We start from the raw sequence: 26,979 nt of genomic DNA, 5'->3' as shown, positions 1-26,979 counted from the left end.
ACCTTTGCGATGGACCGAACCCTGCGCCTCCTGCCGCTGTGCGGCCTGCTGTTGTCTTTATCCCTGCCAGCCCTGGCCGAACCTGCGGTGGACTGCGCCGCCCTGGGCGAAAAAGCCGCCCGGGAAGCCGGCGACTATCGCCCGCCCCTGGAGGCCAAGGTGATCGGCACCGGGCGCCTGCATTTTCACAGCGCCCCGCACGCGGCCTGCATGGACAAGAAGCTGTTCGTGATTCCCGGCGACGGCCTGACGGTGTACGCCGCCACCGAGGACGGTTGGGCCCAGGTCATGTACATCGCCAAGGATGGGGAGGACTACAGCGGCTGGGTCGAGGAACAGCGCCTGAAACTGGGAGGGCACTACGGCGGCGCTCAACTGCCGGCCGACGCCAGCGCCCTGATCCAGCGCCACGAGGAATGCCAGCACTTCGCCGGCGAGGAGCCTTATGACGCCGAGCGCCGGGCCGAGCTTGAAAAGGCGGTGAAGGAGAGCTGCACCGGCGTGGATCGCCAACTGGCGACACTGCGCCAGCAATACAAGGACGACCCCGAGGTCCTCCAGGCCCTGGCGCCCCTGGAGAACCTGGAATAAGCAAAAACCGGCGCCTGGGCGCCGGTCGTCAGTAACCACGGAGCCACTCAATGGGTGGTTTCGACGCTGCCACGAACATGGCTGGGTGGCGTCGCTTCGCCTTCCGCCCCGACCGCCGGACCATCGGCCAGCAGCGGTACTTCCTTGCCCTCGGCATCATGCAGCTTGCCCCCGCTGAAATAGTCCCCCTCCCGCAGGCCGGCGATGTCCTGGAAGCGCAGGCTGCGCTCGGTACCGGCGACGAACACCGACTGCTGGTCCGAGTTGCCAGTGGTGAAATGGTTGAACGCCAGGTTCAGCAGGATCGCCATGATCGCCGAGGAACTGATGCCCGAGTGGAATATCGTTGCGAACCAGCTGGGGAAATGATCATAGAAGCTCGGTGCGGCAATGGGGATCATGCCGAAGCCGATGGAGGTAGCGACGATGATCAGGTTCATGTTGTTGCGGTAGTCGACCTTGGACAAGGTGCGGATACCACTGGCGGCCACGGTGCCGAACAGCACGATGCCGGCCCCGCCAAGCACCGAGGTCGGTACGGCGGCGATGACCCGCCCCATGAACGGCAACAGGCCGAGGATCACCAGGAACAGGCCACCGGTGGCCACCACGAAGCGACTCTTGATCCCGGTGACCGCTACCAGCCCGACGTTCTGGGCGAAGGCGCTCTGGGTGAAGGAACCGAAGATCGGCGCGATCATGCTCGACAGCATGTCGGCCCGCAGGCCATTGCCCAGGCGCTTGGAGTCGACCTTGGTATGGATGATCTCCCCTACTGCGAGGATATCCGCCGAGGTTTCCACCAGGGTCACCATGACCACGATGCACATCGACAGGATCGCCGCGAGATGGAAGGTCGGCATGCCGAAATGGAACGGCGTGGGCAAGCCGAACATCGGCCCCTGGGTCACTCCGGAAAAGTCAGCCATGCCCAGGAACACCGCGACCACGGTGCCGATGACCATCGCCAGGAGAATCGAGAGTCGAGAGATCGCCGCACTGCCGACCTTGCTCAGCAGCAGCACCAGGACCAGGGTGACAGCAGCCAGACCGATGTTCGACATGCTGCCAAAATCCGCCGAACGGCTATTGCCGCCCATGGCCCAACGCGCCGCCACGGGCATCAGCGTCAGGCCGATGGTGGTGATGACGATACCGGTGACCAGGGGCGGGAAGAACTTGGTGATGCGGGAAAACACCGGGGTGATCAGCAGCCCGATCAGGGATGCAGCGATCACCGCGCCGAGCACCGACTGGAAACCACCCTCGCCGCCACTGGTGACGATCGCCACCATGGTCGACACACCCGCGAAGGACACCCCCTGCACCAACGGCAGGCGGCAGCCGAAGAACGGCACCCCCAGGGTCTGCAGCAACGTGGCCAGCCCCCCGGCGAACAACGAGGCGGCGACCAGCAGGCCGATTTCCGCCGGCGCCAGGCCGGCAGCCTGGCCGATGATCAGCGGCACCGCAACGATGCCGCCATACATGGTCAGCACGTGTTGCAGGCCATAGGCCATATTCGCGCCAACACCCAAGTTTTCGTCTTCGGGCCGCTGCTGTGAAACCTGAGGGGTAGTCATGGTTTGGGGTTCCCTGTTTTTGTTATGCGCACACTGTATGCAACATCAAAGAGAACTGTCCATAGAATTGTATACAGTTTATCCGCCAACTTTCCGGCGTCTTCGGCTCGCAAAACCATCGCCCAGGCTGCTGCTCGCGATCCTGTCGATGCCCCGGCCACACCGGGAAAAAGCCGTTGCAGAGCCCTCGCATCAGGGCCACCGAAACCCTGGGCCAGCAAAGTCATGGACTGGCCAGCCTCACCCGGCGGCCCAATAAAAAAGGCCGATCCGACAAACGAATCAGCCCTTGGGCGCGATCGGCCAACCCACCGAGGCAACGGCACCTGGATTCTGTACACAGTCGCGGCACATCACAGCGCGACGCCAGGTGCTGGTCAGCCCTGCGTCATGCGGGTACGACTTCGGCTTGCAGCAGTCGCTCCAGCACCTGCGGCAGATCTGGATGGTCCGGCAGGCGCAAGGCGAACTCACCCTGCAGCAGACTCATCAGTTCCTCGACCTCGGTGATCTGGCGGCGCTCGCTGGGCTGGCCCATGCGATGCAGGGCGTAGCTCTGGTTGTGCAGGGTATGGCGTACTCCCGGGCCGATCCGCGCCACCATCAGTTGGCCGAGAAACGGCGAGGCCGGATGAGTGGAGACGTACCAATTGCCCATTTCGTAATCCACTTCGCCCTGCACCTGCAGGTCGAACACGTACATCGCGCGCCATTCATCAGCGACTTTGGCCCGCAGGATGTAGCTGTCGTCATGCCGGATGATGCGATAGGGCTCATGGGGCGTGGCCTGCTCCTGCTCGGTATCGAGCAGCAAGGGCGCGGTCGGCACCATGCCGCCGAAACCCACATCGACGATATAGCGCCGGCCATCGAGTTGCAGCAGCGTCAGGCGATGACTGCGAGGCGTGAGCGCATCTTCCGGTCCCCCCATCACTACCCGTCCGGTGATGCCCCGGACCTCGTAGCCCAAGTGCTGCAGCAGCTCCAGGAAGAGCTGATTGAGCTCATAGCAGTAGCCGCCGCGCCCGTCCTGCAAGATCTTGCGCTCCACCGCCGCCAGGTCGATGGGTACCGGTGCATGCAGCAAGGTCGAGAGGCTCTCGAAAGTGAACCGGCAGACATGGCGCAGCTGCAGCTCCTGCAAGGTTTCCAGGGTGGGCGCTGGCGCTCGGTCGTAGCCGAGACGGTGCAGGTAGAGGTCGAAGTTCATCAGGTGCGGCTGGCTCATGCACGGGTCCTTGATATGAGTGTCGCGCAGGGCTCCGGCAATCCGCGTGCCGATCCATTCGAGCAACGCCAGCCCCTGCATGTCGGGTTTATGTATAAGCCAGAACAGACACGGATCGACAATCGATTCGGCTGATATTTTTTATCGCATTGGTCCCGGATTGGCCCTTGCCAAGCCGTGTCCGGGGTCCTGTAATAGCCGACCGCCCAGCCCAGACCTGGAGAATCCCCCGCCATGCGCCCACTGGAAGGCCCGCGGATCATCCTGCGCCCCCTGCAAGAGAGCGACGCCGACGCCCTGGTCGAAGCGGCCCGGGACGGCGAACTGTGGAACCTGCCCTTTACCGTGGTGCCCTCACCCAGCACGGTCGGCCACTACCTGGCCAGCGCCCTGGAGGGCCGCGCCGCCGGCAGCGTGCAACCCTTCGCCACCCTGCTGCGCGCCACTGGCCAGGTCATCGGCTGCACACGGTTCTGGAAGATCGACCGGCACAACCGCAAGCTGGAAATCGGCAGTACCTGGATCGCCAGCCGCTGGCAGCGCAGCTTCGTCAATACCGAAGCCAAGTACCTGATGCTGCGTCATGCCTTCGAGGACATGGCCTGCGTGCGGGTCCAGTTCACCACAGACGAGATCAACCACAAGTCCCGCGCGGCAATCCTGCGCCTGGGCGCACAGCAGGAGGGCATAGTGCGCCACGAACGCATCATGCCCGATGGCCGCAAGCGCAACTCCGTGCGCTTCAGCATCATCGACGACGAATGGCCGGCGGTACGCCAGCACCTGGAACAGTTGCTCGAGCGATCCGCCGCCCACTGACTACCGGCAATCAACTACAAGGATGCAGTCATGCCCACCACCCTGACCTTTCGCCATGCTCGCCACGAGGACGCCCTGTGCCTCGGCGGCCTGGCCATCCAGGTCTTCTTCGATACCTACGCCCTGGATGGCATGCGTGCCGACCTGGCCGAGGAGGCCCTGAACGTCTACGCCCCGGAGCAGTTCCGCCAACGCCTGGCCGATCCCCGGCGAATCCTGCTGCTGGCCGAACGCGAGGGGCACCTGCAGGGGTTCGCCGAGCTCGCCGCCAGCGGCACCCGCCCGCCCCTGGAACAACTGGCCGACGGCATGGAACTGGTGCGCTTGTACGTCCAGCGCCATGCCCAGCGTCAAGGCATCGGCCAGGCCCTGCTGCGCCAGGCGGAAAACCTCGCCCGGGGACGTGGCGCCAGCTGCCTGTGGCTCTGCGCCTGGGAGGGCAACCAGCCGGCTTTGGCCTTTTACCTGGCCCAGGGCTATGACGCGGTGGGTGTCACGAGCTATGAGTTCGGCGGCAACAGCTATGGCAACCAGGTGTTCTGCAAGGCCTGGTAAGGCTCAGCGATCGGAACGCTGCAGTGGCTGGGCGGACAGCGCCGAGACCCGGTTGCGCCCCGTGGCCTTGGCCTGATACAGCGCCGCATCCGCCCGCTCGATGAACACCTCGGTACTGTCGCGGCCGCTGGGCACGAAGGCATAGCAACCCAGGCTGACCGTCACGCAACCGGCCGCCGAACCGCTATGGGGAATGTTGTGCGCCATGACGCTCTGGCGGATCTGCTCGGCCATGGCCACCGCACCGTGGATATCGGTGTCGGGCAGCAACACCGCGAACTCCTCACCACCGTAGCGCACCGCGAGGTCGGCCTGGCGCTGGCAGCAGGCTTGCAGCGCCTGGGCCACCTGCGTCAGGCAGTGGTCGCCGGCAACGTGGCCGTAGGTGTCGTTGTAGCGCTTGAAGTAATCGATATCGACCATGATCAGGGCCAGCGGACTACTCTGCCGGGCCCCTCGGCCGAACTCGATCACCAGGGCCCGCTCGAACAAGCGCCGGTTGGCCAGGCCGGTCAGGCTGTCATGGGTGGCGATCACCTCCAGCGCCTCTTGTGCCTCGCGCAAGTCGGCCTCGATCCGTTCGTTGTTGCGCACCTGGTTGACGAAGACCCAGCCGAACAACCCGACTCCCAGCAACACCAGGGCGACGATGGCCGTCGACTGGTAGGCCGAGGCATACCAGCCCTTGAGAATCGAATCCTTGGAATTGGCGGCAGCCACCACCAACGGGTACGCCTGCAACTGGCGATAGCCATACAGGCGCGGCACTCCATCGACGATCGAGGTGATCATGGCATTGCCTGCCGGGGCTTCAGGCAGGTATTTGGAAAAGATCTCGCCCCGGGACAGCGAAGCCCCGACCTGGCGAGCCTCGAATGGCCGCCGGGCGATCAGGGTGCCATCGGAGAGCGCGAGGAACATCGTCCCCTGCTCGTCGATATTGAAGCTTTTGAAGAACTGGTCGAAGTAGGTCAGCTTGATGCCGGCCATCAACACGCCCTGGAAGTTCCCAGCCTCGTCGTTGATGCGGCGGGAAATCGGGATGATCCATTCGCCATTGGCACGACTGCGGATCGCCGGGCTGATATGGGCCTGCAACGAAGCGTTCTGCTGGTGGAAACGGAAGTAATCACGATCGGCCACGTCCTTGCCATGGGGTGAATCGTTGAAAGAGCTGACTACCCACTGGCCCTGCCGGTCATAGAGGAATACCCCGCTGAGCTGACTCAGGGCCAGCACCCGCCGGGCGAAGATCTTCTGCAGCCGCTGACGTTGCTCCGCCCCCTCGCCCAGCGCCTCGATCCATTCGGAGAGGCTCATCAGCACCAGGTCGGCCTCCATGAAGGTGTCTTCGGCCTGCTGGGCCATGGCCTGGGTCAAGTTGGTGGAGTTGACCTCGGCCTGGGCCAGGTCATGGCGCCACGACTGCTCCAGCTGCAAGTACAGCAAGCCGCACAGGCAGAGGAAAACCATGGAGATGAAACCTACTGCCGCCTTGAGCAAGGGCAGGCGTTTCAAGGTGCCACCAGGGGCATTTACATCGTATATGGGGACAGGCAATGGGTCGTCCTGACGGGAAAAGGCGTAATTTGCGACGCAAATCCCTTTGTTGTTGTCTTGGCCGGCCCGCATACGCGGCAACCGGCTGGGAGGCGAGCGGATCGGCACATCGAGGGTTATCGGCAGCGACTGGCAATGCCTGAAGCATAGATCGCCATGGCGGTATTTCCGGTATGCGTCTTGGCCGACGACCGCTGGGGCGGCGCAGTATCGCACAACGTCCCCCACCCGATGCAGCTCTCCTAAACCAACCGGCCACAAACTGACCAGCCAGCCAAACAGCCATAGTCTGGAGATTTTCTGCTGATGGCTCTTTACTAGCATTCCCTTTATCAGAAAGAATCATTTCCCCACCTTCGATGTGGGAAATTCTGGTCTATAAACAATTCCAAAAATAACTGTACCGAACCCAACACATCGACCCATTTCCCCGAACCGCCTGGTCGGGCAAATCGTGATGCTGGAATAGTTGGCCGCCAAGGAGTGGAAGTTGGCTGGAAATACACTAGAGGTCACGGACGTCTGGCCTTGGCGTCATCGCGAATTATTACGGGCACTGATCTCACGTGAAATCGCGGGTCGTTATCGCGGCTCGACTGCCGGACTACTTTGGTCTTTCTTCAATCCACTACTCATGCTGCTGGTGTATACCTTTGTGTTCAGCATGGTGTTCAAGGTGCGCTGGGAAGGCAGCAATGACTCCACCAGCCAGTTCGCCTTGCTGGTATTCACTGGCCTGCTGGTCTTCAACCTGTTTTCAGACTGCATCGGCCGCGCACCTAGGTTGGTCCTCAACCACGGCAACTATGTGAAGAAACTGCTGTTTCCTCTCGATATTCTGCCGTTGGTGCTCCTTGGAACCGCACTGTTCCACCTGCTGATGGGCATGGTCGTTTGGCTGGGCTTTTATCTTCTGGTCTTTGGCCTGCCTCCCCCGACCGCCCTGTTGCTTCCCCTGGTGCTATTGCCATTGGTGCTGCTTGCCCTGGGCTTGTCCTGGTTCCTGGCCGCCCTGGGGGTTTACCTGCGGGACATCGACCAAGTCATCGGAGTGTTGATGTCCGCCTTGCTGATGCTCTCGGCGGTCTTCTATCCCGTGACCGCCCTGCCGACTGCTTTCCAGCCCTGGTTCTACCTGAATCCATTGGCTCTGGTGATCGAGTCGTCCCGAGAAGTACTGATATGGGGGGTAGTGCCCAGCATTGGCCTGTGGCTCGGGGAAATGCTTGCTGCCTGCGTCGTCGCCGTCCTCGGGTGGGCCTGGTTCCAGAAAACGCGCCAGGGATTTGCCGATGTGCTCTGAACTGGTGATCAAGACCCAGGGCCTGGGTAAGTGCTACCAGGTCTACAGCCATCCCAGGGATCGTCTGCTGCAGATGCTGTTACCCAACGGCAGGCAGCGCTATCGCCCGTTCTGGGCGGTCAAGGATGTCTCGCTGGAGGTACGCAGGGGCGAGAGCCTGGGCATCATCGGCCGTAATGGCAGCGGCAAATCGACCTTGCTGCAACTGATCTGCGGTATCGTCGGCGCGTCCTCGGGCAGCGTGACCAGCCACGGACGAATCGCCGCCCTGCTGGAACTGGGATCGGGGTTCAACCCGGAGTTCACTGGTCGCGAGAATGTCTACCTCAACGCTGCGGTGCTCGGTCTCACACGCGGGGAAACAGAAGCGCGCTTCGAGGAGATCACCGCCTTCGCCAACATCGGCGAATTCATCGACCAACCTACCAGGACCTACTCCAGCGGCATGCTGATACGCCTGGCGTTCGCTGTCTCGATATGCGTCGAACCGGATATCCTGATCGTCGACGAAGCACTGGCCGTCGGTGATGCCTCGTTCCAGTTCAAGTGCCTGGAACGCCTCGAGCGCCTGGTCCGCCAGGGCACCACGCTGCTGTTCGTATCCCATGATATGAGCATGGTCAAACGATTCTGCAACCGTGCCCTGTACCTGCGCAACGGCGAAGTCCGTGCCAGTGGTGCTCCGGAGGAAGTGGCGGAACTCTATCTGCTGGACATGCGCGACGAGCAACGACGCGGGGCCAGCGCCGGTACGATCCAGGTCACCACCAAGCCTGCACTTGGCCAAGGCCAGGGCATCGCCTTCGGCACCAACGAGGGCCAGATCGCTTCGGCGCTGTTCAGCGCCACGGGGACCTCATACTGCAGTTTTGTCCATGGCGACCCAGTGGAGATCGAGGTCCATGCCACGGTCAGCGACCAGATCGCGCGCCCCAATCTCAGCCTGACTGTGCAGGAAGCGCGATTGCTGGTGGTCGCAGGAGCCAACGTGGCCTTGGCATGCCAGGCCCCGCAGCAAGGCTGGTGTAGCGCCAGTACACGCCTGAGCTTCACCGCCAACCTGGCACCCGGGCGTTATCACGTGACCCTCAAGCTGATGAATGGGGAAACCGAGGAAACGTCCCAACTGATCGAAAAGCAGGTAGCGCCGCTGGCTTTCGATATCTTGCCGGGGGACAAGCATTTCCTCGGCCTCGTCGACCTGGATATCCGAGCCGTCGAGCCAGAACCGCCGAATATCGCCAGGCCCGCCCCCCGCCCAACGGATAAACCTTGGCAGGTAGCGATCTTCGGCACTTTCGATGTAGCCAACTACGGCGACCTGCTGTTCCCCATCATCGCCGAGCACGAACTGCAGGCACGCCTGGGGGCGGTACAGCTGCGCGCCTTCTCCTACCATCAGCGCAGTACACCGCGCTGGCCCTACGACGTGACCTCGGTAAGCGAGTTGCCCGAGTTGGTGGACAGCCTGGATGGAGTACTGATCGGAGGTGGTTTCATCATTCGCTTCGACAAGTTGGTGGCCGTCGGCTATTACCCGCCAACCCCGCAGATCCATCACCCCACCGGTTACTGGCTCTCTCCTGCCCTCCTGGCCCTGCAGCACGATGTGCCGCTGATCTGGAACGCCCCGGGCATGCATTGCAACGAGATTCCGTCCTGGGCCCGACCGCTACTCAGACTGTCCCTGGAACTCAGCCCCCATGTACGGGTACGCGACACCCTGTCCCGAGAGGCCTTGTCGGCACTCAGCGAACAGGCACAGGTGGAGGTACTGCCGGATACCGCTTTCGGCTTGGCCAACCTCATCGACCTGCAGCGCCCCTCGGCCGAGTATCGCCAGCTGTGCCAGCGGGCGGGCCTGGGCAAGCGATACCTGGTGGTACACGCGATCACCGGCCTGGAGAACTTCCTGCAATTGTGGAGAGCCCAGGGCGCCGGCCTGGAGCAATGGCAACTCTTGCTCCTGCCCATTGGCCCGGTGCTGGGTGACCACGAATCGATCCTTGGTGACGATCTACCGCGAGCGGTGACCCTGCCCTACTGGCCATCGCCGCTGTTGCTGGCGGAAATTCTCGGACATGCCGAAGGCGTGATCGGCCACAGCTATCACCTGGCGATCACCGCCCTGGCCTTCGGCGTCCCCATCTTCAGCTCGGCCAACCTGCACTTGGGCAAGTACAGCGCCCTGCTCGACTACCAGGGCATCTACCCATTGCCGAGCGCCGAGCCCATTGCCCTGGAGTGGTTCCTCGAACGCCTGCGACGCCGATCCCCCTGCCCCCGCCTGGAAGCGGCCAGGGAACAGTTGCGCGAACACTGGGACAGGGTAGCCGAGCTGATCCGTCAAGGGCGCCGCCCCACCCGACAATGGATGAACCGGCTCTGGCAAGACCTGCCCAACCAGTTGGAAGACCAACAACAGGACTGGCGTGAGGAGTGCCTGCGCCAACGCGCCGAACTGGATGACCTGCGTCGGCAAATGCAACAACTGCAACAGTTCCAGGAATGACGATGGCCAACCACGGACCAGTCCCGCGACGAATGTGACTGGCCGTGCACACCGGCTCCTTGCGTGGCACCGCAACACTGCATCGCACATGACATGGATTCAAGGAGGAAGAACATGCTGCTGGACCTGAAGATGCTCGCCCACCAACCGTTGCACCAGCAGCCCTTTCGCTGGGGCCGGATCGATGGCCTGTACTCGGCCGAAGACGCCGCCACGCTGGCGGCCAGCTACCCCCACGATGCGTTCAAGCGGGTATCCGGCTATGGCGGGGAAAAGGACTACGAATACCAGGCACGACAGCTAGTGGAGCTGGGTACCGGACGTATAGTCCACGCCCAGGGCTTGAGCCCGAGCTGGTTGCAACTGGCCACCGAACTGACCCGGCCAGCCTATCGCCTGGCCTTGTCGATGCTGGCCGACATGGACCTGCGTACGGCACCGATGGAGGTCAACGTCTTCCACTACGGCCCCCAGGCTTGCCTGGGTCCACACCTGGACCTGGACGACAAGCTGGTCACGCACATCCTCTACTTCAACGATACGTGGAGCGTCGAGGATGGCGGTTGCCTGAACATTCTGCGCTCGGCGGACCCTCAAGACGTCGTCGCAGTGATCCCGCCGCTAGTGGGCAGTTCAGCGCTCTTGGTGCGAAGCCAGAGTTCATGGCATGCGGTCTCGCCGGTGGTGGACAGTTGCCGGACCTCGCGACGAAGCATGACCGTGACCTTCTACCGGCCGGGATCGCAGAGCTCCATGTGGCCCGCGAATGACCAGACGCCCCTGCACACCTATGCAAGCCCACATGGATAAGCCAGGATCGCCCCCAGCAACAGCCGGCCACGAGCATGCGTTGGCGATCGCCGAGCGCGATGCCGCCCTGGCGCATATCGAGCACATGCGGCGCTCGCGTTCCTGGCGCCTGACTCGTCCACTGCGGATGCTCTGGCAACTGCTGCGCCACGGAGCCGTTGGCAACGGCAGTGAATATCCGCTGCCCATGGAGCCGAGCCCGCAATGGCTGGGATCCAGCCCTGTATCGGAACCTGTCCCGCCCCCCGCCAACGAGCCATCAGCCTTGCCGAGCCCGGGACCATTCGACCTGCTGTGCTTTGCCAATATCGACTGGTCAGCCAGGTTCCAGCGCCCCCAGCAGTTGATGACGCAATTCGCTACCCATGGCTACCGGGTGTTCTATATCGTCCTGAGCCCGACCCTGGAACAGCCGTACCAGCTGCGGGAAGTGGCTCCGAGAGTCTTCGAAGTCAACCTGCACGGGCATGCGTCCCAGGACCACTACGCCACCTGTATCACCCCGGACAATCTATGTAGCAACACCGAGTCCTTACAGGCCCTGGCTGCCGATTTTCGGATCAAGGCTGCCGTATCGGTGGTCCACCTGCCCTACTGGACGACCCTGGCCCTGCACTTGCGCCAGACCCGGGGCTGGCTCGTGCAATACGATTGCATGGACGAGTGGCAGGGCTTCCCAAACATCGGTGCCCCCTTGCTGGCCAAGGAACAGGTGCTGGTGGCGCAGGCCGACCTGGTCACCGTCAGCGCTTCGATGCTGCATGACAAGTGGGTCGGCAAGAGCCGTCGCTGCGTCCTGGTACGCAATGGCGTGGACTTTGAATTCTTCGCTCGCCACTGCACGCCCAACACCCTGCTTGCCGAACTGCAGGGACCGGTGATCGGTTTCTATGGTGGACTGGCCAAGTGGGTCGACCTGAAATTGGTCGCCACCATCGCTCGACAACGCCCGGATTGGAACCTGGTGCTGGTCGGCGACGTGTTCGTCAGCGACCTCGCCGGCCTCGATCGGCTGCCCAACGTACACCTGACTGGGCGCCAGCCCTACGCCCAGATGCCGCAGTACCTGTATCGGTTCGACGCCTGCATCATTCCCTTCCACCTGAGCGACATGACCCATTGCGTGGACCCGGTGAAATTCTATGAATTCATCAGCGCCGGCAAACCGGTGGTCTCGGTGCCGCTCCTGGAAATGCAGCTCTACGCACCCTACCTGTACTTCGCCGAAGGCGCGCCAAGCTTCGTGACCCAGATCGAAAAGGCCCTGGAGGAAACCGACTCTCAGCTCTGGGAGCAGCGTATCGGACTGGCCCGGGCCAACGACTGGAGACAACGCTTCGAGACCACCCGCGACGCGCTGGTGGCGCTGTATCCGAAGGTGTCAGTGGTGATCGTCACCTACAACAATGTCCAGCTGACTCGTAACTGCGTCGACAGCCTGCTGGGTAACGGTGCTTATCCCAATCTGGAATTGATCATCGTCGATAACGCCTCCGGCGATGACACCCGTAACTACCTGCGCTACCTGGCCCGTACCGAGCCGCGGGTGAACATCGTGCTCAACCGGCGCAATCTCGGTTTCGCCGCCGCCAACAACCAGGGGCTGCGGCGCGCCCGTGGCGAGTACCTGGTACTGCTCAACAACGACACCGTAGTCCCCAGGGGCTGGCTGACGCCCCTGCTGCGCCACCTGGCCGACCCCGGGATTGGCCTGGTGGGCCCCACCACCAATGCGGTGGGCAACGAAGCCAAGGTCCGGATCGACTATCAGCGACTCGATGGCCTGGAAGATTTCGCCGACCGCCGCGAGAGCCAGTATCGCGGACGCTGCTTCGATATCCCGATGCTCGCCATGTTCTGCGTGGCACTGCGCCGCGAGGTGCTGGAACAGGTGGGCTGGCTCGACGAGACCTTCGGCATCGGCATGTTCGAGGACGATGACTATAGCCGCCGGGTACAGACCGCGGGCTGGCGCACGGTCTGCGCCGAAGACGCCTTCATCCACCACCACGGCCAGGCCTCGTTCAAGGCCTTGATCCCAACGGGCGAGTACCAGCGCTTGTGGGACAGGAACCAGGCCTATTTCGAAAGCAAGTGGGGTGCCTGGAAACCTCACAACACACTGCGCCGGGAGCTGGAAACGGACGCTCCGAAATCCAGGTTCACTGACTGAACCCATGAATCGGCTCTAACCAGAACAAGAGGCCAAGCGTGCTGAAGAACATCATCAACAGACTCAGTGGGCAGGTCGCATCCACCACTGAAGCCCCGGTCAATGAGACCGAAGAGCAGCGGCGCAAGGCCCGGACCGCTGAACATTGGTCGCAGAACCAGGCCGGCTCGGACCCGTTTTCCGCGGACGTCTACTGGCGTGCGGTGCCGGCCATCCAGCGGCGTCACCAACAGAAGGCCACGGCGGGAAGCGGCCATGACTATTGGGTGTCCTACTGCCTGGATACCTTTCTCGGCGGCCGCCTGCCCGTAGCCCGCATGCTCAGCGTCGGCTGCGGTACCGGAGACCTGGAGCGCGACTTGTACAACCTCAAGGCATTCCAGCATTGCGACGCCCTGGACATCGCGCCGGCGGCCCTGGATACCGCCAGGGCCCAGGCGACAGCCCTGGGCGCCGGGAGCATCGACTACCAGTTGCTCGATATCGAGCGTACGGCACTGCCCAGTGCCCATTACGACGCGGTCTGGTTCAACGGCTCGATGCACCATATCCGCGAACTGGAAAGCGTCTGCGCCAATGTTCGCCAGGCACTCAAGCCCGACGGCTGGCTGTTTCTCAATGAATACCTGGGCGCCAACCACTTCGCCTTCGACGAAATCCAGTGCGCGGCCATCAGCCATGCCTTCGCCCTGATTCCGCCCTCGATGCGTCACTCTTTCGTCCAGGGCTCCCATGGCCAGGTGCAAAACCAGGTGCCACTGCCCGATCCACTGGAGGTGGTGAAGGTCGACCCTTCGGAAGCCGTGCGCTCCCAGGACATCCTGCGGGTGGTCCAGGAGCATTTCGATATCCGCGCCTTCAATGCCTGTGGCGGCACCCTGCTGCAATTCTTGCTGCATGGTATTGCCGGCAACTTCCGAGATGACAACCCGCAAGCAATGCGAATCCTGCAGATGCTCTTCGACATCGAAGACGGCTTGATCGAGTCGGGGACGTTGCACAGTGATTTCGCGATCGTCGCCGCAACCCCAAAACCTTGGGGCGCCGCCCATGGAAGTCGTCCGTGACGAGAGCCTGTTGATGAGTCGAACAGCATCCCTTGCGTTGCTCAAGCATTTACGCAGCGCCTATCGTCGCCTGCCGCTACCGGCGTCGGTACAGGCCCTGGTTCGACGGTTGTACCGCAGTGCCTGGCTGCCAGCCTGGCGTGCGCTGCGCCGCTACCAGCAGGCAAGCCGGCCGTTCGTCCCCGCGCCAGGTTTGGTACCGGCAGCACCAACGCAATTGCCCGACTACCTGGTGTGGGGCGCCATCGACTGGGACTTGCGTTATCAACGCCCACAACAGTTGGCCCATGGCCTGAGCCTTGCGGGGCGGCGGGTGTTCTATATCGCAGCCAGCCTGGAAGACGACCTGCGTGATGGCTTCAGCGTACGCTCCCTGGATCGTCAGGGCCGGCTGTTCGAGGTACGGCTGTTCGCCTGCAAGGCGCCGGTGATCTATCAGGACCCGCCCGACGCCGGGACGATCCGGCAGCTGTGCCGCAGCCTGGGCCAGTTCCTCGGCTGGGTGGACGCACCAAGGGTGGTCTCGCTGGTCCAGCACCCATTCTGGTTTCCGGTAGCCAGGCTGCTGCCCAACAATCACCTGGTCTATGACTGCATGGACCATCACCAGGGCTTTGGCAACAATGCCCATGGATTGCTGCCATTGGAGCAGCAACTGCTGGGCGAGGCGGACCTGACCCTTTTCACCTCGGAGTGGCTCGCGCAGCACTGGAAGCAACAGTGTCCGACCCTTGCCGATAGCCCACAGGCCCTGCTACGCAACGCTGCCGACTTCGAGTATTTCTCCAAGGCTCCCCGTCACTGCCACCGGGACCCAAGCGGCCGCAAGGTGATCGGTTATTACGGTGCGCTGGCCGACTGGTTCGACGTGCAACTGGTATCGACCATCGCCCAGGCCTTCGCCGATTGCACAGTGCTGTTGATCGGCGCAGACACGGCAAAGGTCGGCTCACGACTGCGCAGCCACGCCAATGTCAGGCTGACCGGCGAAATCCCCTATACACAACTGTCCGCCTATCTGCATGCGTTCGACGTGTGCATCCTGCCGTTCCGGATCCAGGCACTGACCCTGGCCACCAACCCGGTGAAGGTCTACGAGTACCTGAGTGCAGGCAAGCCGGTAGTCACGGTGGACCTGCCCGAGCTGCATGAACTGGCTCCTCTGGTAAGGATCGCCGGGGATACGCAATCCTTCATCACCGCCATCGCCCAAGCCCTGGACGAGCCCGAACCGACCGAGGCGGCTCGGCAACGCCAGGACTTCGCCCGGCAGCAGACCTGGAACCACAGAGTACGGACGCTGCTGGCCCTGGCCGAGACTCCCCAAGCGCAACCGCTGATCAGCGTGATCGTGGTGACCTGTAACAACCTCGCCTTCACCCGCGACTGCCTGGCAAGCCTGGACGCCGATCCTTTGGGTCGGGAGCTGGAGCTCATCGTCGTCGACAATGCCTCCAGCGACGGCAGCGTCGAGTTCCTGCGACAGTGGGCTGCCAGCGGCGGGCACCAGCTGATCCTCAATTCCAGCAACCTGGGCTTCGCCGCCGCCAATAACCAGGGCCTGGCCAGGGCCCGGGGCGAGTACCTGGCGCTGCTCAACAACGACACCCAGGTCACCTGCGGCTGGGCCCAGAGCCTGCGCCGGCACCTGCAACGCAATCCCGGGCTGGGCCTGGTCGGGCCGGTGACCAACAACATCGGCAACGAGGCCAGGATCGACATCGGCTACCGGACCCTCGGGCAAATGCCCGCTTGTGCCCGGCAATACACCTGGCGCCACATCGGCCAATTGGTGCCCTGCGCTACCCTGGGTTTCTTCGCCGTGATGCTGTCGCGCTCGACCTACCTGCGCGTTGGCCCGCTGGACGAGGCCTTCGGACTGGGATTCTTCGAAGATGACGATTATTGCCGGCGGGTGGAGCAGATCGGGTTGTCTTGTGCTTTCGTCGAGGACGTCTTCATCCACCACCACCTGTCCGCGTCGTTCGATCGGATGCCCGAGGGCCAACGCCAGCAACTGTTCAATCGCAACAAGGCGCTTTACGAAGCCAAGTGGGAGCGCTCCTGGGTACCCCATGTGTCCCGGGAGAAGTCATGAGGCTGGTCTACCTTTCACCCGTCAGTTGGCACAGTTTTGCCCAGCGTCCCCATGAACTGGTCCGCCAATTTCACGCGGCGACCCGGGCTCAGGTGCTATGGGTCGAACCGTATCCCACGCGCCTGCCGGGAATCTCCGACCTGCTCGGCCAACGCCCGCCCCAGGGGCCGCGTGAGCCGCAGCCCGCCTGGCTGACGCTGGCCAGTCCGCGGGCCCTGCCGATAGAGCCGCTGCCCGGATCGGGATGGTTGAACAGCCTGCTCTGGCGCGGCCTGGTGCGCCAGGTGCGAGATTTCGCCCAGGGCATCACGCTGCTGGGCATAGGCAAGCCGTCCAGGCTGGCCCTGCAGTTGTTGCGTGAACCGATTTTCGCCAGCAGTTTCTACGACGTCATGGATAACGTACCGGCCTTCTACCGGGGCTGGTCACGCCGCTCCATGAGTCGCCGCCAACACGAAACCGCCCGGGCCGTGGACATCACCTTGGCTTCCTGCTCGGCTTTGCAACGCTATTGGCAAGGACAAAGGGTCCACACGCAATTGCTGCTCAATGCCTGCGCCACCGAACGCTTGCCCGCCCTGGGGCTGCGTCGCTCCGGTAGCGCGGTGGCTGCGCCCGTATTCGGTTATGTCGGAACCTTGGCCAAATGGTTCGACTGGGATTTCGTGCAGGCTCTGGCACTGGCCTTTCCTGATGCCGAAGTACGTTTGATCGGCCCTCAATATGGCGCTGCGCCAACCTCCCTGGCGACCAACATCCGTCTTTTGCCGGCGCTGTCCCACGCCGATGCGCTGCAAGCCATGACCGAATTCGCTGTCGGGCTGATCCCCTTCAAGCGCAACGATCTCACTCGCTTCGTCGATCCGATCAAGTATTACGAGTACCGGGCGCTGGGTTTGCCGGTGGTCAGCAGTGCATTCGGAGAAATGACCAACCGCCGGGATATTTCGGGAGTATTCCTCTGCGACGAGGTCCGGGACATCACTCAAGTCGCTCGACAAGCTCTGGACTTCAGTGAACCCAAAGGCAACACCCTTGCGTTTCGCGAGAACAATTCGTGGGCAAAACGCTTCGAGGTGGTCCATGCCGAGATCCTGTGACGTGGTGATCGTCAACTACAATGCCGGCCCGCTGCTTGAGGAGTGCATAGCTTCGGTGCTGGCAGAGAATGCAGGTCGCCTGGTTCTGGTCGACAATGCTTCCCACGACGATAGCCTGCGCAGGGTGGAGATCTGTCATGGCAGCCACGAACGCCTGGTCATACTGCGCAACAGCAACAACATCGGATTCGCCGCAGCCTGCAACCTTGGCGCACAACAATGCCTGCAGCCGTACATCTTGTTCCTGAATCCGGACACCGTACTGCAGCCTGGTGCAATCGCTGGCATGCTCCAAGCCCTGACCCATTCCAAGGAGCGAGGCATGGCAGGCGGCCAGTTGTGCAATCTCGATGGAAGTGAGCAACCCGGGGGCCGCAGGGTGTTTCCCACGCCGCGTCGAGCAGTGGTGCGCGCCTTGAATCTGTCGGGGCTGGCTCGAGTGTCGCCACGCTGGTTTTCCGACTACCTGCTGCACCGAGAGGCACTGCCTTGCGCACCGATGAACGTCGAGGCCATTTCCGGTGCCTGCATGCTGGTCAAGCGTGAAGCGCTGGACAGCGTTGGGGGTTGGGATGAAGGTTATTTCCTGCACTGCGAAGACCTCGATCTGTGCATGCGCTTTCGCCTGGAAGGCTGGAAAGTCTGCTTTGTACCACAGGTCAAGATCTTCCACGCCTGGGGCGCCTGCAGTCGGGCTCGTCCGATATTTGTCGAGTGGCACAAACACCGAGGCATGCTCCGTTTCTATGGCAAGTTCTTTCGTAAGCACTACCCCTCGCCCTTGTCTTGGGGCATCTGCATAGGCGTCTGGATGAGATTTGGCTTCATGGTGGGTTACCACATGATGAAACGCTTTGGGAAAGTCTTCGACGCCAGATGATTCATCTGCGCAGCCTCGTTCTCACAAGGTCGTTACCTGCAGCAGAGTCACGCGTATTAAGCCGATCTTTTGCTGATAGAGTGCGCCCCCATCATCTTTCGTATCTTTGAATTCAATCCTCAAGACAAGAATGTCGCAATGAACATCCTGCTTCTCACTTGGCTCCTGCTCATGGGCATGACCGCCTACGCCGCGAACACCCGCGGCCGCTCAGGTCCTCGATGGCTGGCCATTGCTCTCTTCTTGCCAGGGCTCGCCCTGGCCGCCGTACTGCTATTGCCACGAGTAGCGAAGACTGGCATCGACGCGCTGGTGCACGAGGATCTGCGGCCCTGCCCGATGTGCCTTGAGACCATTCAGGCCGCAGCCACACGATGCAAGCACTGCGGGAACGAAGTGGAACCTATCGCTCTGGAGGATCGCAGCGGCTGGGTGGTGCGTTTCACTGCCCCTACGGATGAAGCTTTCGCCCAGTTGACAGCACAGATGGTGCTGATCGATCTGCCGACGATTCTCGACGAGGCACCGCATGCCTTCGCAGGCCCCTTTGAAGAAAAGGCCGAGGCACAGAACGTGCTCAGGTACTTGAAATCCAGCCATGGCCTGGATGGCCTGGTGACATGGCGGTCGGTGAAGAGGTAGCAAGACCGGGATCGATCTGTCTGGAGATGGAGCCCGTAGGCCGGATCTGGCGGAACGCACCGATGACCCTGCCTCGGACAATCCTGGGTACAGTACCTAGCGCCGCTGGGGGCTCTGGCAATCGATCACACTGGCGTCGGTGATGATGTTCTTGCTGTCGGTATACAGGGTGATGCTGCAGAAGTAGTCCAGCACGGTCTGGTTCTCGTAGTACCCCGTCTTGCGATAGACGGCCTCGCTGCTCACCGGCATCACACCGCTGACACCCTGGCCGCCGACACCAACCAAGGTCTCGCGCTGGCCGACATACTCGGTACCGGTCTGTACGAACACCTTGTCGGGCCCCAGGTGGGTCTGCACCCGGTTCCAGGCATAGAAACCACCACTGCCGTAGGATGAAGGCCCCATGCCCTGGTCGGGTTTGCCGAACAACTCGAAGGCTTTCTTGGCCGGTTGGCCAATCAACCGTTGCGCGGCGAGCTTGACCTCATTGTCCTGGTTGCTGGTTTTGCCAGGCACGGCGCAGGCCGTGAGGGCCATGACGGCGATGGCGAGGCTGGCGAGCTTGATCGAAGGCATGACATTCACTCCATGTGCATGTGGCGTAGGGGAAAACGACGGAACTTTGGCTCAGCCACAACGCCGCGTCCATGCTAGCCAGTTGCCGTTAGCGTATATCGAGGATGGGCTTGATCGCTTGTCCGTTGCCAGCGCCTATCTGGATCGCGGGTCTTCGGGCAATGAGCGTGCATGGGGTATTTTGTCGAACCGCTCAACACCAAGGAAATCCATGTTCAGCTCGCTCATAGCAAATGGTAAGCCTGCCACGCCTGATGGCCCGGAGCTGATCGTCCCCTGGTGGAGCTTCACCAAGACAGTCCTGGCGGCGACCGCCCTGTCTTTGGTGCGTGACGGGCTGTTGCAACTGGACTCCCCTGTTCCCGAGCGAGTCTTCACATTACGCCAGCTACTACGCCATGAAGCAGGTCTGGCCGACTATGGCGAGCTGGCGGAGTATCACGCCGCCGTTGCCCACAATGAACCAGCTTGGCCAGCTGCGGAAATGCTGCAACGCCTTGACGGGGCTCGACTCCGATACGCTCCCGGCACCCATTGGCGATACTCGAACCTTGGCTATCTGTTGGTGGGCAGGCTGATTGAGCGGGTGACCGACCTTGAACTGGGCGATGCGGTCACTCAACGTGTACTGGCGCCCCTGGGAGTGTCGAATGTCCGTTTCGCTAAAACAGCAGCGGATCTACAGGTAACGGCTGCAGGAAACGCGTCGAACTATGACCCCGCCTGGGTCTATCACGGCCTGCTGATCGGGCCGATTTCGCAAGCGGCGCTATTCTTGGATCGCTTGCTCTCCGGGCAGCTGTTCTCAGCGGGTCTGCTTCAGGAAATGCAGACAGTTCGAACATTGGGCGGCCCGATTCCAGGGCGACCATGGATCGAGCCCGGCTATGGCCTGGGTCTTATGCAGGGCTCAATCGAGGGCGGTTTCTTGCTTGGCGGGCACACAGGCTGCGGACCAGGCAGCGTGATCGCGGTTTATCGAATCGGCGATGGCAACACATCGGCTTGCTGCGCCGCTTTTGCAGCAGGCGCCAGCGAAGGCGCGGTAGAAACCCAGGTGGCTGAACGACTGGTACAGGTCCTACGACGAGGATGCTGAATCGGAGCCTGTGCAGCTTGCCTGCCTGCGTATCCGGACCTGGACAAGCTGTTTACAGGCGAAGACCTGGCGCTCTTGGTAAACTTGCAATCCATTTCGTTTGATGCGGATCCGAGCGGTATAGCTCAGCTTCCCATCTGCCAGTTTTCTTGCCCGGATAGTCGCCATATCCGATGTGGTATGTACCAGCTCCTGAAGGAGCCTTCGTACTGCAGAACGCCAAGAAACGCCCCAAAACACACCGGAAACACGTAGAGCAAAATGGTCCAGAATTCAGCTACAGCCCCAGTAAACTCAAGCCCTACGCTGTCCCGGCGGTTTAGCGTTGCACCGATGATGGATTGGACGGACCGGCACTGCCGGTATTTTTTGCGGCTACTGTCCAAGCACACCCTGCTCTATACCGAGATGGTCACTACGGGCGCCTTGCTCAACGGCGATCATGAGCGTTTCCTGCGTTATCACCAGTCCGAACACCCGCTGGCGCTGCAGTTGGGCGGCAGCACTCCGGCGGACCTCGCCGCCTGCTCGCGGATGGCCCAGGAGCATGGCTACGATGAGGTCAACCTCAACGTCGGCTGTCCCAGCGACCGCGTGCAGAACAACATGATCGGCGCTTGCCTGATGGCTCATCCGGCGCTGGTGGCCGACTGCGTGAAGGCGATGCGCGACGCGGTGTCGATTCCGGTGACGGTCAAGCATCGGATCGGTATCAACGGCCGGGACAGCTATGCAGAACTGTGCGATTTCGTTGGGCAGGTGCATGAGGCCGGCTGTACGAGCTTTACCGTACATGCCCGGATCGCGATCCTTGAAGGTCTGTCGCCCAAGGAGAACCGCGAGATCCCGCCGTTGCGCTATGAAGTGGCAGCCCAATTGAAGGCGGACTTCCCGCAGCTCGAGATCATCCTCAATGGCGGGATCAAGACCCTGGAGGCCTGTCATGAACATCTGCAGACCTTCGATGGGGTGATGCTGGGCCGCGAGGCCTACCACAACCCCTATCTGCTGGCGGAGGTGGATCAGCAACTGTTCAACAGCAGCGCGCCGGTGATTTCCCGGGCCGAGGCCCTGGCGCAATTACGACCCTACATTGCCGAACACCTGGCCAGCGGTGGCGCGATGCACCACATCACTCGCCATGTCCTGGGCCTGGGAAGTGGCTTTCCCGGGGCTCGCAAGTTCCGCCAGCTGTTGTCGGTGGATATCCACAAGAGCAAGGATCCGCTGGCGCTGCTGGACCAGGCCGGCCAATTGCTGGAAGGACGCTAGGCGTCAGCCGGGTTGAACCTGACCCGGGTTTTGGCATCGTATTTATCTGGACCATGCCCCGACATTCAAACACCTGTTTCCAGGTCATGGTTTTCGGGGCCATTGCAAGCATTCCGCGCCCTTGAGCGCCTGCCAGCGCTCGGGTAATGTCATCAGACCCATAGGACAGAGCACGCTCATGACTTCCAAGCTGGAACAACTGAAGAAAATCACCACCGTGGTGGCCGACACCGGCGACTTCGATGCCATCGCCCGGGTCAAGCCGGTGGATGCCACCACCAATCCCTCGCTGCTGCTCAAGGCCGCGGCCATTCCCGGTTATGCCGACCTGCTCGGCGCCAGCGTCAGCGACTGCAAGGGTGATGTCGGCCTGGCCAGCGACCGTTTTGGCGTTGCCGTGGGCCAGGAGATCCTCAAGGTGATCCCGGGCCGGATCTCCACCGAGGTCGACGCCCGCCTGTCTTTCGATACCGATGCCATGCTCAAGCGAGCCCATCGCTTGATCGACCTGTACGAGAAAGCCGGCGTAGGTCGCGATCGAGTGCTGATCAAGATCGCTTCCACCTGGGAAGGCATCCGGGCCGCCGAGAAGCTGGAGCGCGAAGGCATCCAGACCAACCTGACACTGCTGTTCTCCTTCGCCCAGGCAGTAGCTTGCGCCGATGCCGGGGTTTTCCTGATCTCGCCATTCGTGGGCCGGATCTACGACTGGTACAAGAAGGCCACCGGCAATGACTACACCAGCTCCGACGATCCCGGCGTGCAGTCGGTAACCCGTATCTACAACTACTACAAGGCCAACGACTACAAGACCGTGGTCATGGGCGCCAGCTTCCGTAACCTCAACCAGATCGAGCAACTGGCAGGCTGCGATCGCCTGACCATCAGTCCGGACCTGATCGAGAAACTGGCAGCCGACACCGGCAAGCTGGAGCGCAAGCTGAGCCCGGGCAAGACCGGTGAAGCTCGCCAGAGCCTCAACGAAGCGCAGTTCCGCTGGGCATCCAATGAAGACGCCATGGCCACCGAAAAACTGGCCGAAGGCATTCGCCAGTTCGCCCGTGACCAGGAGAAGCTTGAGGCACTGCTGACTGCCAAGCTTTGAGTGAACGAAAGGCATGAACGCAAAAAGGGCGAACCCTCACAGGTTCGCCCTTTTTTATCGCCCGGTTTCAAGCGGTCAGTGACGCTCCAGGGCATTCACCAGGTCATGAAAGGCTTCACGGTTGGAATCGTTCAGCCCCATGAGGATCTTGTGCGCCTCCAGCACCTTGACCCGCACCACTTCTTCCGACTGGTCCTGGGACGGCAGGTCGGTCAGGCACTCCGGACAAGGCACCGGGCGATCGACGATGTTGAACACCTGATCGAATCCCATGGACTGCAGGAGCCGGGTGATGTCCTCGTGGGTGGTGACGACGGTGGGCAACAGGCCGACCTTCTGCCGCGAAAGGATCGACAACTTGGCCAGCAGGCCGAGGGTGGTGCTGTCGATGCTGCGGGTTTCCGTCAGGTCGATCACGATCGCCGAGAAGTTCAGCGCCGTGAAGATCCGCTCAATAGTCGCATCCAACGCCGAACACAGGGTCAGGCGCACTTCACCGACGAATTTCAGGACAAAGGTGCCGTCCTGCTCGGCGAACTGGATTCTACCGGTACTCATCAAAGGTTCCTGCTCAACACTAACAGGGCGATATCATCCGGCATCTCCCCTAGCGTGGCCAATCCAAAAACTTGCCGCAGGCCATCCAGGCTGCCGCCCGCAGCCTTCACCCGTTCAGGCAAGGCCGCTTCTTTCTCTTTGAGTGTAGGCTCGGTCAAAAGGTCCAGGATGCCATCGGACATCAGCGACAGGCTGAATACCGGCGGCAACTCCAGGATGTGGTCCTCATAGGTCGCTTCGTCGAACAGACCTACCGGCAGACCGCGCCCTTCCAGATAGCGCACGCTGTCTGGTGTATACAACACCGGCAACGGCAGGTGCCCGCCAATGCTATAGGTCAGCAAACCAGTCTCCTCGTCGATGACTCCACCGACCATCGTGACGTGTTTACCCAGCTTACAACTGATCAGGCCCCGGTTGATATGGCCCAGCACCTGCGACGGCTTGAACTCCGGCAAGGTGCCGTTGCGCTTGGACTCGAACAACAGGCGCGTGGTCATGAACTTCAACAGTACGGTGACGAAGGCCGAAGACGCACCATGACCGGAGACATCCGCCAGGTAGAACGCCACTCGGCGCTCGTCCACGCGGAAATAGTCGACAAAATCCCCCGACAGGTAGAGCGACGGGATGATCTGGTGAGCGAAGTTGAACGCGTCGATCGACCAGGGACTGGTAGGCAGCATGTTCATCTGCACCTGGCGCCCGGCGTTCTGGTCTTCCTGGAGCAGGTTCAGGCTGGCTTCCAGCTCACGATTGGCCGCTTCGAGCTTTTCTCGGTAGCGCTGGTTCTCCAGCAGCAGGCGGGCACGATCCAGGGCCCGACGCACGGAATGCTCGAGTACCGCCAGGTCTTCCAGGGGCTTGATCAGGTAGTCCGCCGCGCCCAGGCGCAGGGCCTCTACCGCATCGTTCATCACGCCAGCGCCTGAAACCACGATCACGGGGGTTTGCGACGATAGTTCGGTCACTTGACGGATGAGTTCGAGGCCGCCCATCTGCGGCATGCGCAGATCGCATATCACCAGGTCGGGTTTATCGCGCTCGAATACCTGAAGACCCTGCTGGCCATTGGCAGCCTGCAGTACGCTGAAGCCACTGTCTTCCAAATAGGCCGCGAGACTCGCGCGTACTACTTCGTCGTCATCGATTATCAGCAGCGTGGCACTGGTTTTTTGCATGTGGGCAAACGGCGCCAGAATTGGGTTGGCGTAGCTGACTTGGCCATGGGCCTGAGGCACGCTACTGGATTCGCTTTCTAGCCACTCCGACAAGGCCAGGATCTTGAATCCTGCACGCCCGACCGTCAGAGGTGCCCTTCTAAGGCGCAGACGGTACTCCCATCCGCGGGGCGTTTCAAGCTCATGCCGATGGTCGCTTGGCGTCTTTACACCACAAATCACCGAGAGTTATAAAAACCGTCAAAACCGCAACTCAATTGCAGGATGGACCCCATGAATCAGAATCAGCGTGACTATAGCGAAAAGCGCGATTACATCCGCATGCGGGTAGATGCCGAGATCACGCTGATCCACCAGGGACAGGTGATCGAAGCGGTCTGCATCGACCTTTCCAGCGGCGGCATGCAAGTCCAGGCCCCGCGCTCGTTCCAGATCGGCGATCAATTGAGTGTGCGCATCGATTCCGAGCACACGGCGCTCCGGGGACTGGAAGCGGATACCGAGGTGGTGTGGATCAAGCCTCTGGACGGTGGAGGGCAGAAACTTGGCCTTACAATCCTTAAAATGAACTAACCCTTCCTGCAATGAAAACAAGCCAATGAAAAAGGCGGCCTGATGGCCGCCTTTTCGCTAACGCAAGACCCTCCAAAGACTAGAAATCGTCTTCGACCTTGCCATCCTTGACCTTGAACTCGCGGTTCTGCAGATAAGCATTGCGAATGAAGGTGTATTTGTCGCCGCGAATCAGCTTGTCCGCCGCCAGCAGGCTGGCACGGGTATCGACCACGTTCACGCCCATGGCGATGTTGCGCGCCGGAACATCATTGATGTAGCGATAAGGCGCGGTGTAGCTGTCGACGAACTTGGCCGGCGCATCACGCAGGGTGCTCGGCCCCAGCAACGGCAGCATCACGTAGGGACCGCTCTCCACGCCCCAGTGACCCAGGGTCTGGCCAAAGTCTTCATCGTTGCGTTGCAAGCCCATCTTGGTGCCGACATCGAAGAAGCCGGCCAGGCCCAGGGTGGTGTTCATCAGCAGGCGCGCGGTATCGACACCGGCGGCATGGGGCTTGGCCTGCAGGATGTCGTTGAACAGGTTGCCGACGTCACCGACGTTGCGGAACATGTTGTGGATGCCGTCTTCCAGGAATTGCGGCGTGACCGCCTGGTAGCCTTGGGCCAATGGCTTCAGGGCATAGGTGTCCAAGGTATCGTTGAAGGTGAAGATCGGGCGGTTGACGCCTTCCCACGGATCCTCCTCCGCCGCCTGGACGGCCAGGGGAGCCAGCGTCACGCCGGCACTCATAAATAGTGGAACTAGATAACGGCTCCAGCGCATCGCAGGAAACTCCTCGGCTTGTTCTCTCATGGGGTCATGCCCTGAGGTTAGGCCCGGAGTATAAAACGGATGTGCCGCTTTAGGCAGCATCGACGCAAGCCGCACGAACGAATCGGCTGGGTATTCACCTGGCTGTAACCTTGATGTCATGTTCTGCCGCTAGTTTCGGAAGGCACTTCAAGGACGCCGCCATGCCCCACCTCGACACCCCAGCCCAACCCTCCCGCCCCCTGACCGCGGTGCTTTTCGGGCTCAGTGGCTGCCTGGTGGACTTCGGTGCCTTGTCACGCCTGCAAACGGCATGGCAACCCACCCCGGAACGACTCCAGGCCACGCCCGGCGCCCTGGAAAGCCTGCAGCACCTGGAACGACAGGGCATACCCTGTGCCTGGTTGGAACAGCTGCCCGACACCAGCACTCGCCAATTGGCCGCTGCGCTGCCGGAATGGATCGAGCCGGCCCCAGCAACCACAATCCCCTGGCCCGCTCCCGACGCTTGCTGGCAGGCCTTGATGGCGCTCAAGGTCAAGGGCCTGGACGGTTGCGTACTGGTCAGTGGCGAACCGCATTTGTTGCAGTCGGGGCTGAATGCCGGCCTGTGGACTATCGGCCTCGCGTCCTGCGGTTCTCTGTGCGGCCTGCCTCCCAGCGAGTGGCAGGCCCTGAGCCAGCAGGAGCGCGAACTCAAGCGCGGCAAGGCGACGGTGCAATTGTTCGGCCTGGGGGTGCACTCGGTGATCGACCACCTGGGTGAGCTGGCCACCTGCCTGGAGGACATCGGGCTGCGAAGGCTCAAGGGCGAAAAACCCTGAAATACGCCTGTTGATCAAGATCATGCACGGCGCTTGCGGGTGGATTAATCTAAATCCCGTGGGCATGGACCTTTGCCTCAGGCACGCGGTCCATCCCTCTGCCTATCACTGAA

The 26,979-nt window shown here is 61.7% G+C and carries 24 protein-coding genes and 1 pseudogene; 17 read left to right on the top strand and 8 right to left on the bottom strand.

The genetic code is table 11. The features are described from left to right. Nucleotides 1-9 precede the first annotated feature (9 nt). Nucleotides 10-591 carry an SH3 domain-containing protein gene (locus GDH07_RS08515; RefSeq protein WP_152897131.1) on the top strand — a complete coding sequence of 194 codons (582 nt, stop codon included), beginning with the start codon at nucleotides 10-12 and terminating at the stop codon, nucleotides 589-591. Between the two features lie 47 nt (nucleotides 592-638). Here GDH07_RS08515 and GDH07_RS08510 read toward each other — a convergent pair whose 3' ends face one another. Both GDH07_RS08510 and GDH07_RS08505 read right to left on the bottom strand, forming a co-directional pair. After that, nucleotides 639-2,174 (bottom strand): nucleobase:cation symporter-2 family protein, encoded by a 1,536-nt coding sequence (locus GDH07_RS08510; RefSeq protein WP_152897130.1) that lies wholly within the window; start codon nucleotides 2,172-2,174, stop codon nucleotides 639-641. Nucleotides 2,175-2,562: 388 nt separating this feature from the next. Continuing rightward, nucleotides 2,563-3,402 (bottom strand): arylamine N-acetyltransferase family protein, encoded by an 840-nt coding sequence (locus tag GDH07_RS08505; protein ID WP_022643418.1) that lies wholly within the window; start codon nucleotides 3,400-3,402, stop codon nucleotides 2,563-2,565. 234 nt (nucleotides 3,403-3,636) lie between these two features. Between GDH07_RS08505 and GDH07_RS08500 the strand changes: the two genes are divergently transcribed. Further along, on the top strand, nucleotides 3,637-4,221 hold the full coding sequence (locus GDH07_RS08500; RefSeq protein ID WP_053138703.1) for a GNAT family N-acetyltransferase: 585 nt from the start codon (nucleotides 3,637-3,639) through the stop codon (nucleotides 4,219-4,221). A 30-nt stretch (nucleotides 4,222-4,251) separates the two neighbouring features. Further along, complete coding sequence (locus GDH07_RS08495; RefSeq protein WP_152897129.1) at nucleotides 4,252-4,776, top strand: GNAT family N-acetyltransferase; 525 nt, start codon at nucleotides 4,252-4,254, stop codon at nucleotides 4,774-4,776. Between the two features lie 3 nt (nucleotides 4,777-4,779). Here GDH07_RS08495 and GDH07_RS08490 read toward each other — a convergent pair whose 3' ends face one another. Further along, nucleotides 4,780-6,336: a GGDEF domain-containing protein gene (locus GDH07_RS08490; RefSeq protein ID WP_031321354.1), complete on the bottom strand. Its 1,557-nt coding sequence runs from the start codon at nucleotides 6,334-6,336 to the stop codon at nucleotides 4,780-4,782. Between the two features lie 490 nt (nucleotides 6,337-6,826). On the opposite strand from GDH07_RS08490, the gene GDH07_RS08485 reads away from it, so the two are divergent. The 9 genes from GDH07_RS08485 (at nucleotide 6,827) to GDH07_RS08445 (ending at nucleotide 18,921) form a co-directional block, all read left to right on the top strand. Next, nucleotides 6,827-7,639 (top strand): ABC transporter permease, encoded by an 813-nt coding sequence (locus GDH07_RS08485; protein ID WP_246195911.1) that lies wholly within the window; start codon nucleotides 6,827-6,829, stop codon nucleotides 7,637-7,639. Further along, nucleotides 7,629-10,151, top strand: a complete 2,523-nt coding sequence (locus tag GDH07_RS32820) for a polysaccharide pyruvyl transferase family protein (RefSeq protein ID WP_152897128.1) — start codon at nucleotides 7,629-7,631, stop codon at nucleotides 10,149-10,151. Before GDH07_RS08485 ends, GDH07_RS32820 begins: the two co-directional genes overlap by 11 nt. 117 nt (nucleotides 10,152-10,268) lie before the next feature. Continuing rightward, nucleotides 10,269-10,961: a 2OG-Fe(II) oxygenase family protein gene (locus tag GDH07_RS08475; protein WP_152897371.1), complete on the top strand. Its 693-nt coding sequence runs from the start codon at nucleotides 10,269-10,271 to the stop codon at nucleotides 10,959-10,961. Beyond that, nucleotides 10,954-13,134 carry a glycosyltransferase gene (locus GDH07_RS08470; RefSeq protein WP_152897127.1) on the top strand — a complete coding sequence of 727 codons (2,181 nt, stop codon included), beginning with the start codon at nucleotides 10,954-10,956 and terminating at the stop codon, nucleotides 13,132-13,134. The genes GDH07_RS08475 and GDH07_RS08470 overlap by 8 nt, the downstream gene beginning before the upstream one ends. A 38-nt stretch (nucleotides 13,135-13,172) precedes the next feature. Next, nucleotides 13,173-14,201: a class I SAM-dependent methyltransferase gene (locus GDH07_RS08465; RefSeq protein WP_343038197.1), complete on the top strand. Its 1,029-nt coding sequence runs from the start codon at nucleotides 13,173-13,175 to the stop codon at nucleotides 14,199-14,201. A 13-nt stretch (nucleotides 14,202-14,214) separates the two neighbouring features. Then, nucleotides 14,215-16,299 (top strand): glycosyltransferase, encoded by a 2,085-nt coding sequence (locus GDH07_RS08460; protein ID WP_152897126.1) that lies wholly within the window; start codon nucleotides 14,215-14,217, stop codon nucleotides 16,297-16,299. Then, entirely contained in the window at nucleotides 16,296-17,399 is a 1,104-nt protein-coding gene (locus tag GDH07_RS08455; protein WP_053138688.1) for a glycosyltransferase family protein, read from the top strand. The genes GDH07_RS08460 and GDH07_RS08455 overlap by 4 nt, the downstream gene beginning before the upstream one ends. A gap of 1 nt (nucleotide 17,400) precedes the next feature. Continuing rightward, nucleotides 17,401-18,279 (top strand): glycosyltransferase family 2 protein, encoded by an 879-nt coding sequence (locus tag GDH07_RS08450; protein WP_343038196.1) that lies wholly within the window; start codon nucleotides 17,401-17,403, stop codon nucleotides 18,277-18,279. Nucleotides 18,280-18,417: 138 nt separating this feature from the next. Beyond that, nucleotides 18,418-18,921 (top strand): SPOR domain-containing protein, encoded by a 504-nt coding sequence (locus tag GDH07_RS08445; RefSeq protein ID WP_152897124.1) that lies wholly within the window; start codon nucleotides 18,418-18,420, stop codon nucleotides 18,919-18,921. A gap of 96 nt (nucleotides 18,922-19,017) precedes the next feature. Here the strand turns inward: GDH07_RS08445 and GDH07_RS08440 are convergent, their stop codons facing one another. After that, the gene (locus GDH07_RS08440) at nucleotides 19,018-19,500 is read right to left on the bottom strand and encodes a hypothetical protein (RefSeq protein ID WP_053138678.1); all 483 of its coding nucleotides are present in this window, start codon (nucleotides 19,498-19,500) and stop codon (nucleotides 19,018-19,020) included. Nucleotides 19,501-19,711: 211 nt separating this feature from the next. On the opposite strand from GDH07_RS08440, the gene GDH07_RS08435 reads away from it, so the two are divergent. Further along, nucleotides 19,712-20,599: a serine hydrolase domain-containing protein gene (locus GDH07_RS08435; protein WP_152897369.1), complete on the top strand. Its 888-nt coding sequence runs from the start codon at nucleotides 19,712-19,714 to the stop codon at nucleotides 20,597-20,599. Between the two features lie 15 nt (nucleotides 20,600-20,614). On the opposite strand, the pseudogene GDH07_RS32475 reads toward GDH07_RS08435, so the two are convergent. Continuing rightward, nucleotides 20,615-20,767: pseudogene (locus GDH07_RS32475) on the bottom strand (site-specific integrase); the annotation flags it as partial. 93 nt (nucleotides 20,768-20,860) lie between these two features. Between GDH07_RS32475 and dusA the strand changes: the two are divergent. Then, complete coding sequence (gene dusA / locus GDH07_RS08425) at nucleotides 20,861-21,871, top strand: tRNA dihydrouridine(20/20a) synthase DusA (protein ID WP_152897123.1); 1,011 nt, start codon at nucleotides 20,861-20,863, stop codon at nucleotides 21,869-21,871. Between the two features lie 178 nt (nucleotides 21,872-22,049). After that, entirely contained in the window at nucleotides 22,050-22,976 is a 927-nt protein-coding gene (gene tal, locus GDH07_RS08420) for a transaldolase (protein WP_022643376.1), read from the top strand. A 75-nt stretch (nucleotides 22,977-23,051) separates the two neighbouring features. Here tal and rssC read toward each other — a convergent pair whose 3' ends face one another. Together rssC and rssB are read right to left on the bottom strand one after the other, a co-directional pair. Then, nucleotides 23,052-23,534: an anti-sigma factor antagonist RssC gene (gene rssC / locus GDH07_RS08415; RefSeq protein WP_022643406.1), complete on the bottom strand. Its 483-nt coding sequence runs from the start codon at nucleotides 23,532-23,534 to the stop codon at nucleotides 23,052-23,054. Next, nucleotides 23,534-24,715: a two-component system response regulator RssB gene (gene rssB / locus GDH07_RS08410; RefSeq protein WP_031321348.1), complete on the bottom strand. Its 1,182-nt coding sequence runs from the start codon at nucleotides 24,713-24,715 to the stop codon at nucleotides 23,534-23,536. Before rssB ends, rssC begins: the two co-directional genes overlap by 1 nt. 273 nt (nucleotides 24,716-24,988) lie before the next feature. Between rssB and GDH07_RS08405 the strand changes: the two genes are divergently transcribed. Then, nucleotides 24,989-25,288 (top strand): PilZ domain-containing protein, encoded by a 300-nt coding sequence (locus GDH07_RS08405; protein WP_085597084.1) that lies wholly within the window; start codon nucleotides 24,989-24,991, stop codon nucleotides 25,286-25,288. A gap of 79 nt (nucleotides 25,289-25,367) precedes the next feature. On the opposite strand, the gene GDH07_RS08400 is transcribed toward GDH07_RS08405, so the two are convergent. Beyond that, a complete protein-coding gene (locus GDH07_RS08400) occupies nucleotides 25,368-26,054 on the bottom strand; it encodes an MlaA family lipoprotein (protein ID WP_031321331.1) in 687 nt (228 codons plus the stop codon). Nucleotides 26,055-26,245: 191 nt separating this feature from the next. Here GDH07_RS08400 and pcrP point away from each other — a divergent pair, with 191 nt between their 5' ends. Continuing rightward, the gene (pcrP, locus tag GDH07_RS08395; RefSeq protein ID WP_152897122.1) at nucleotides 26,246-26,866 is read left to right on the top strand and encodes an HAD superfamily inactivated hydrolase PcrP; all 621 of its coding nucleotides are present in this window, start codon (nucleotides 26,246-26,248) and stop codon (nucleotides 26,864-26,866) included. Nucleotides 26,867-26,979 lie beyond the last annotated feature (113 nt).

Source organism: Pseudomonas piscis, assembly GCF_009380155.1.
In the GTDB taxonomy this organism is placed as follows: domain Bacteria; phylum Pseudomonadota; class Gammaproteobacteria; order Pseudomonadales; family Pseudomonadaceae; genus Aquipseudomonas; species Aquipseudomonas piscis.
This window is presented reverse-complemented; position numbering and strand designations above follow the sequence as displayed.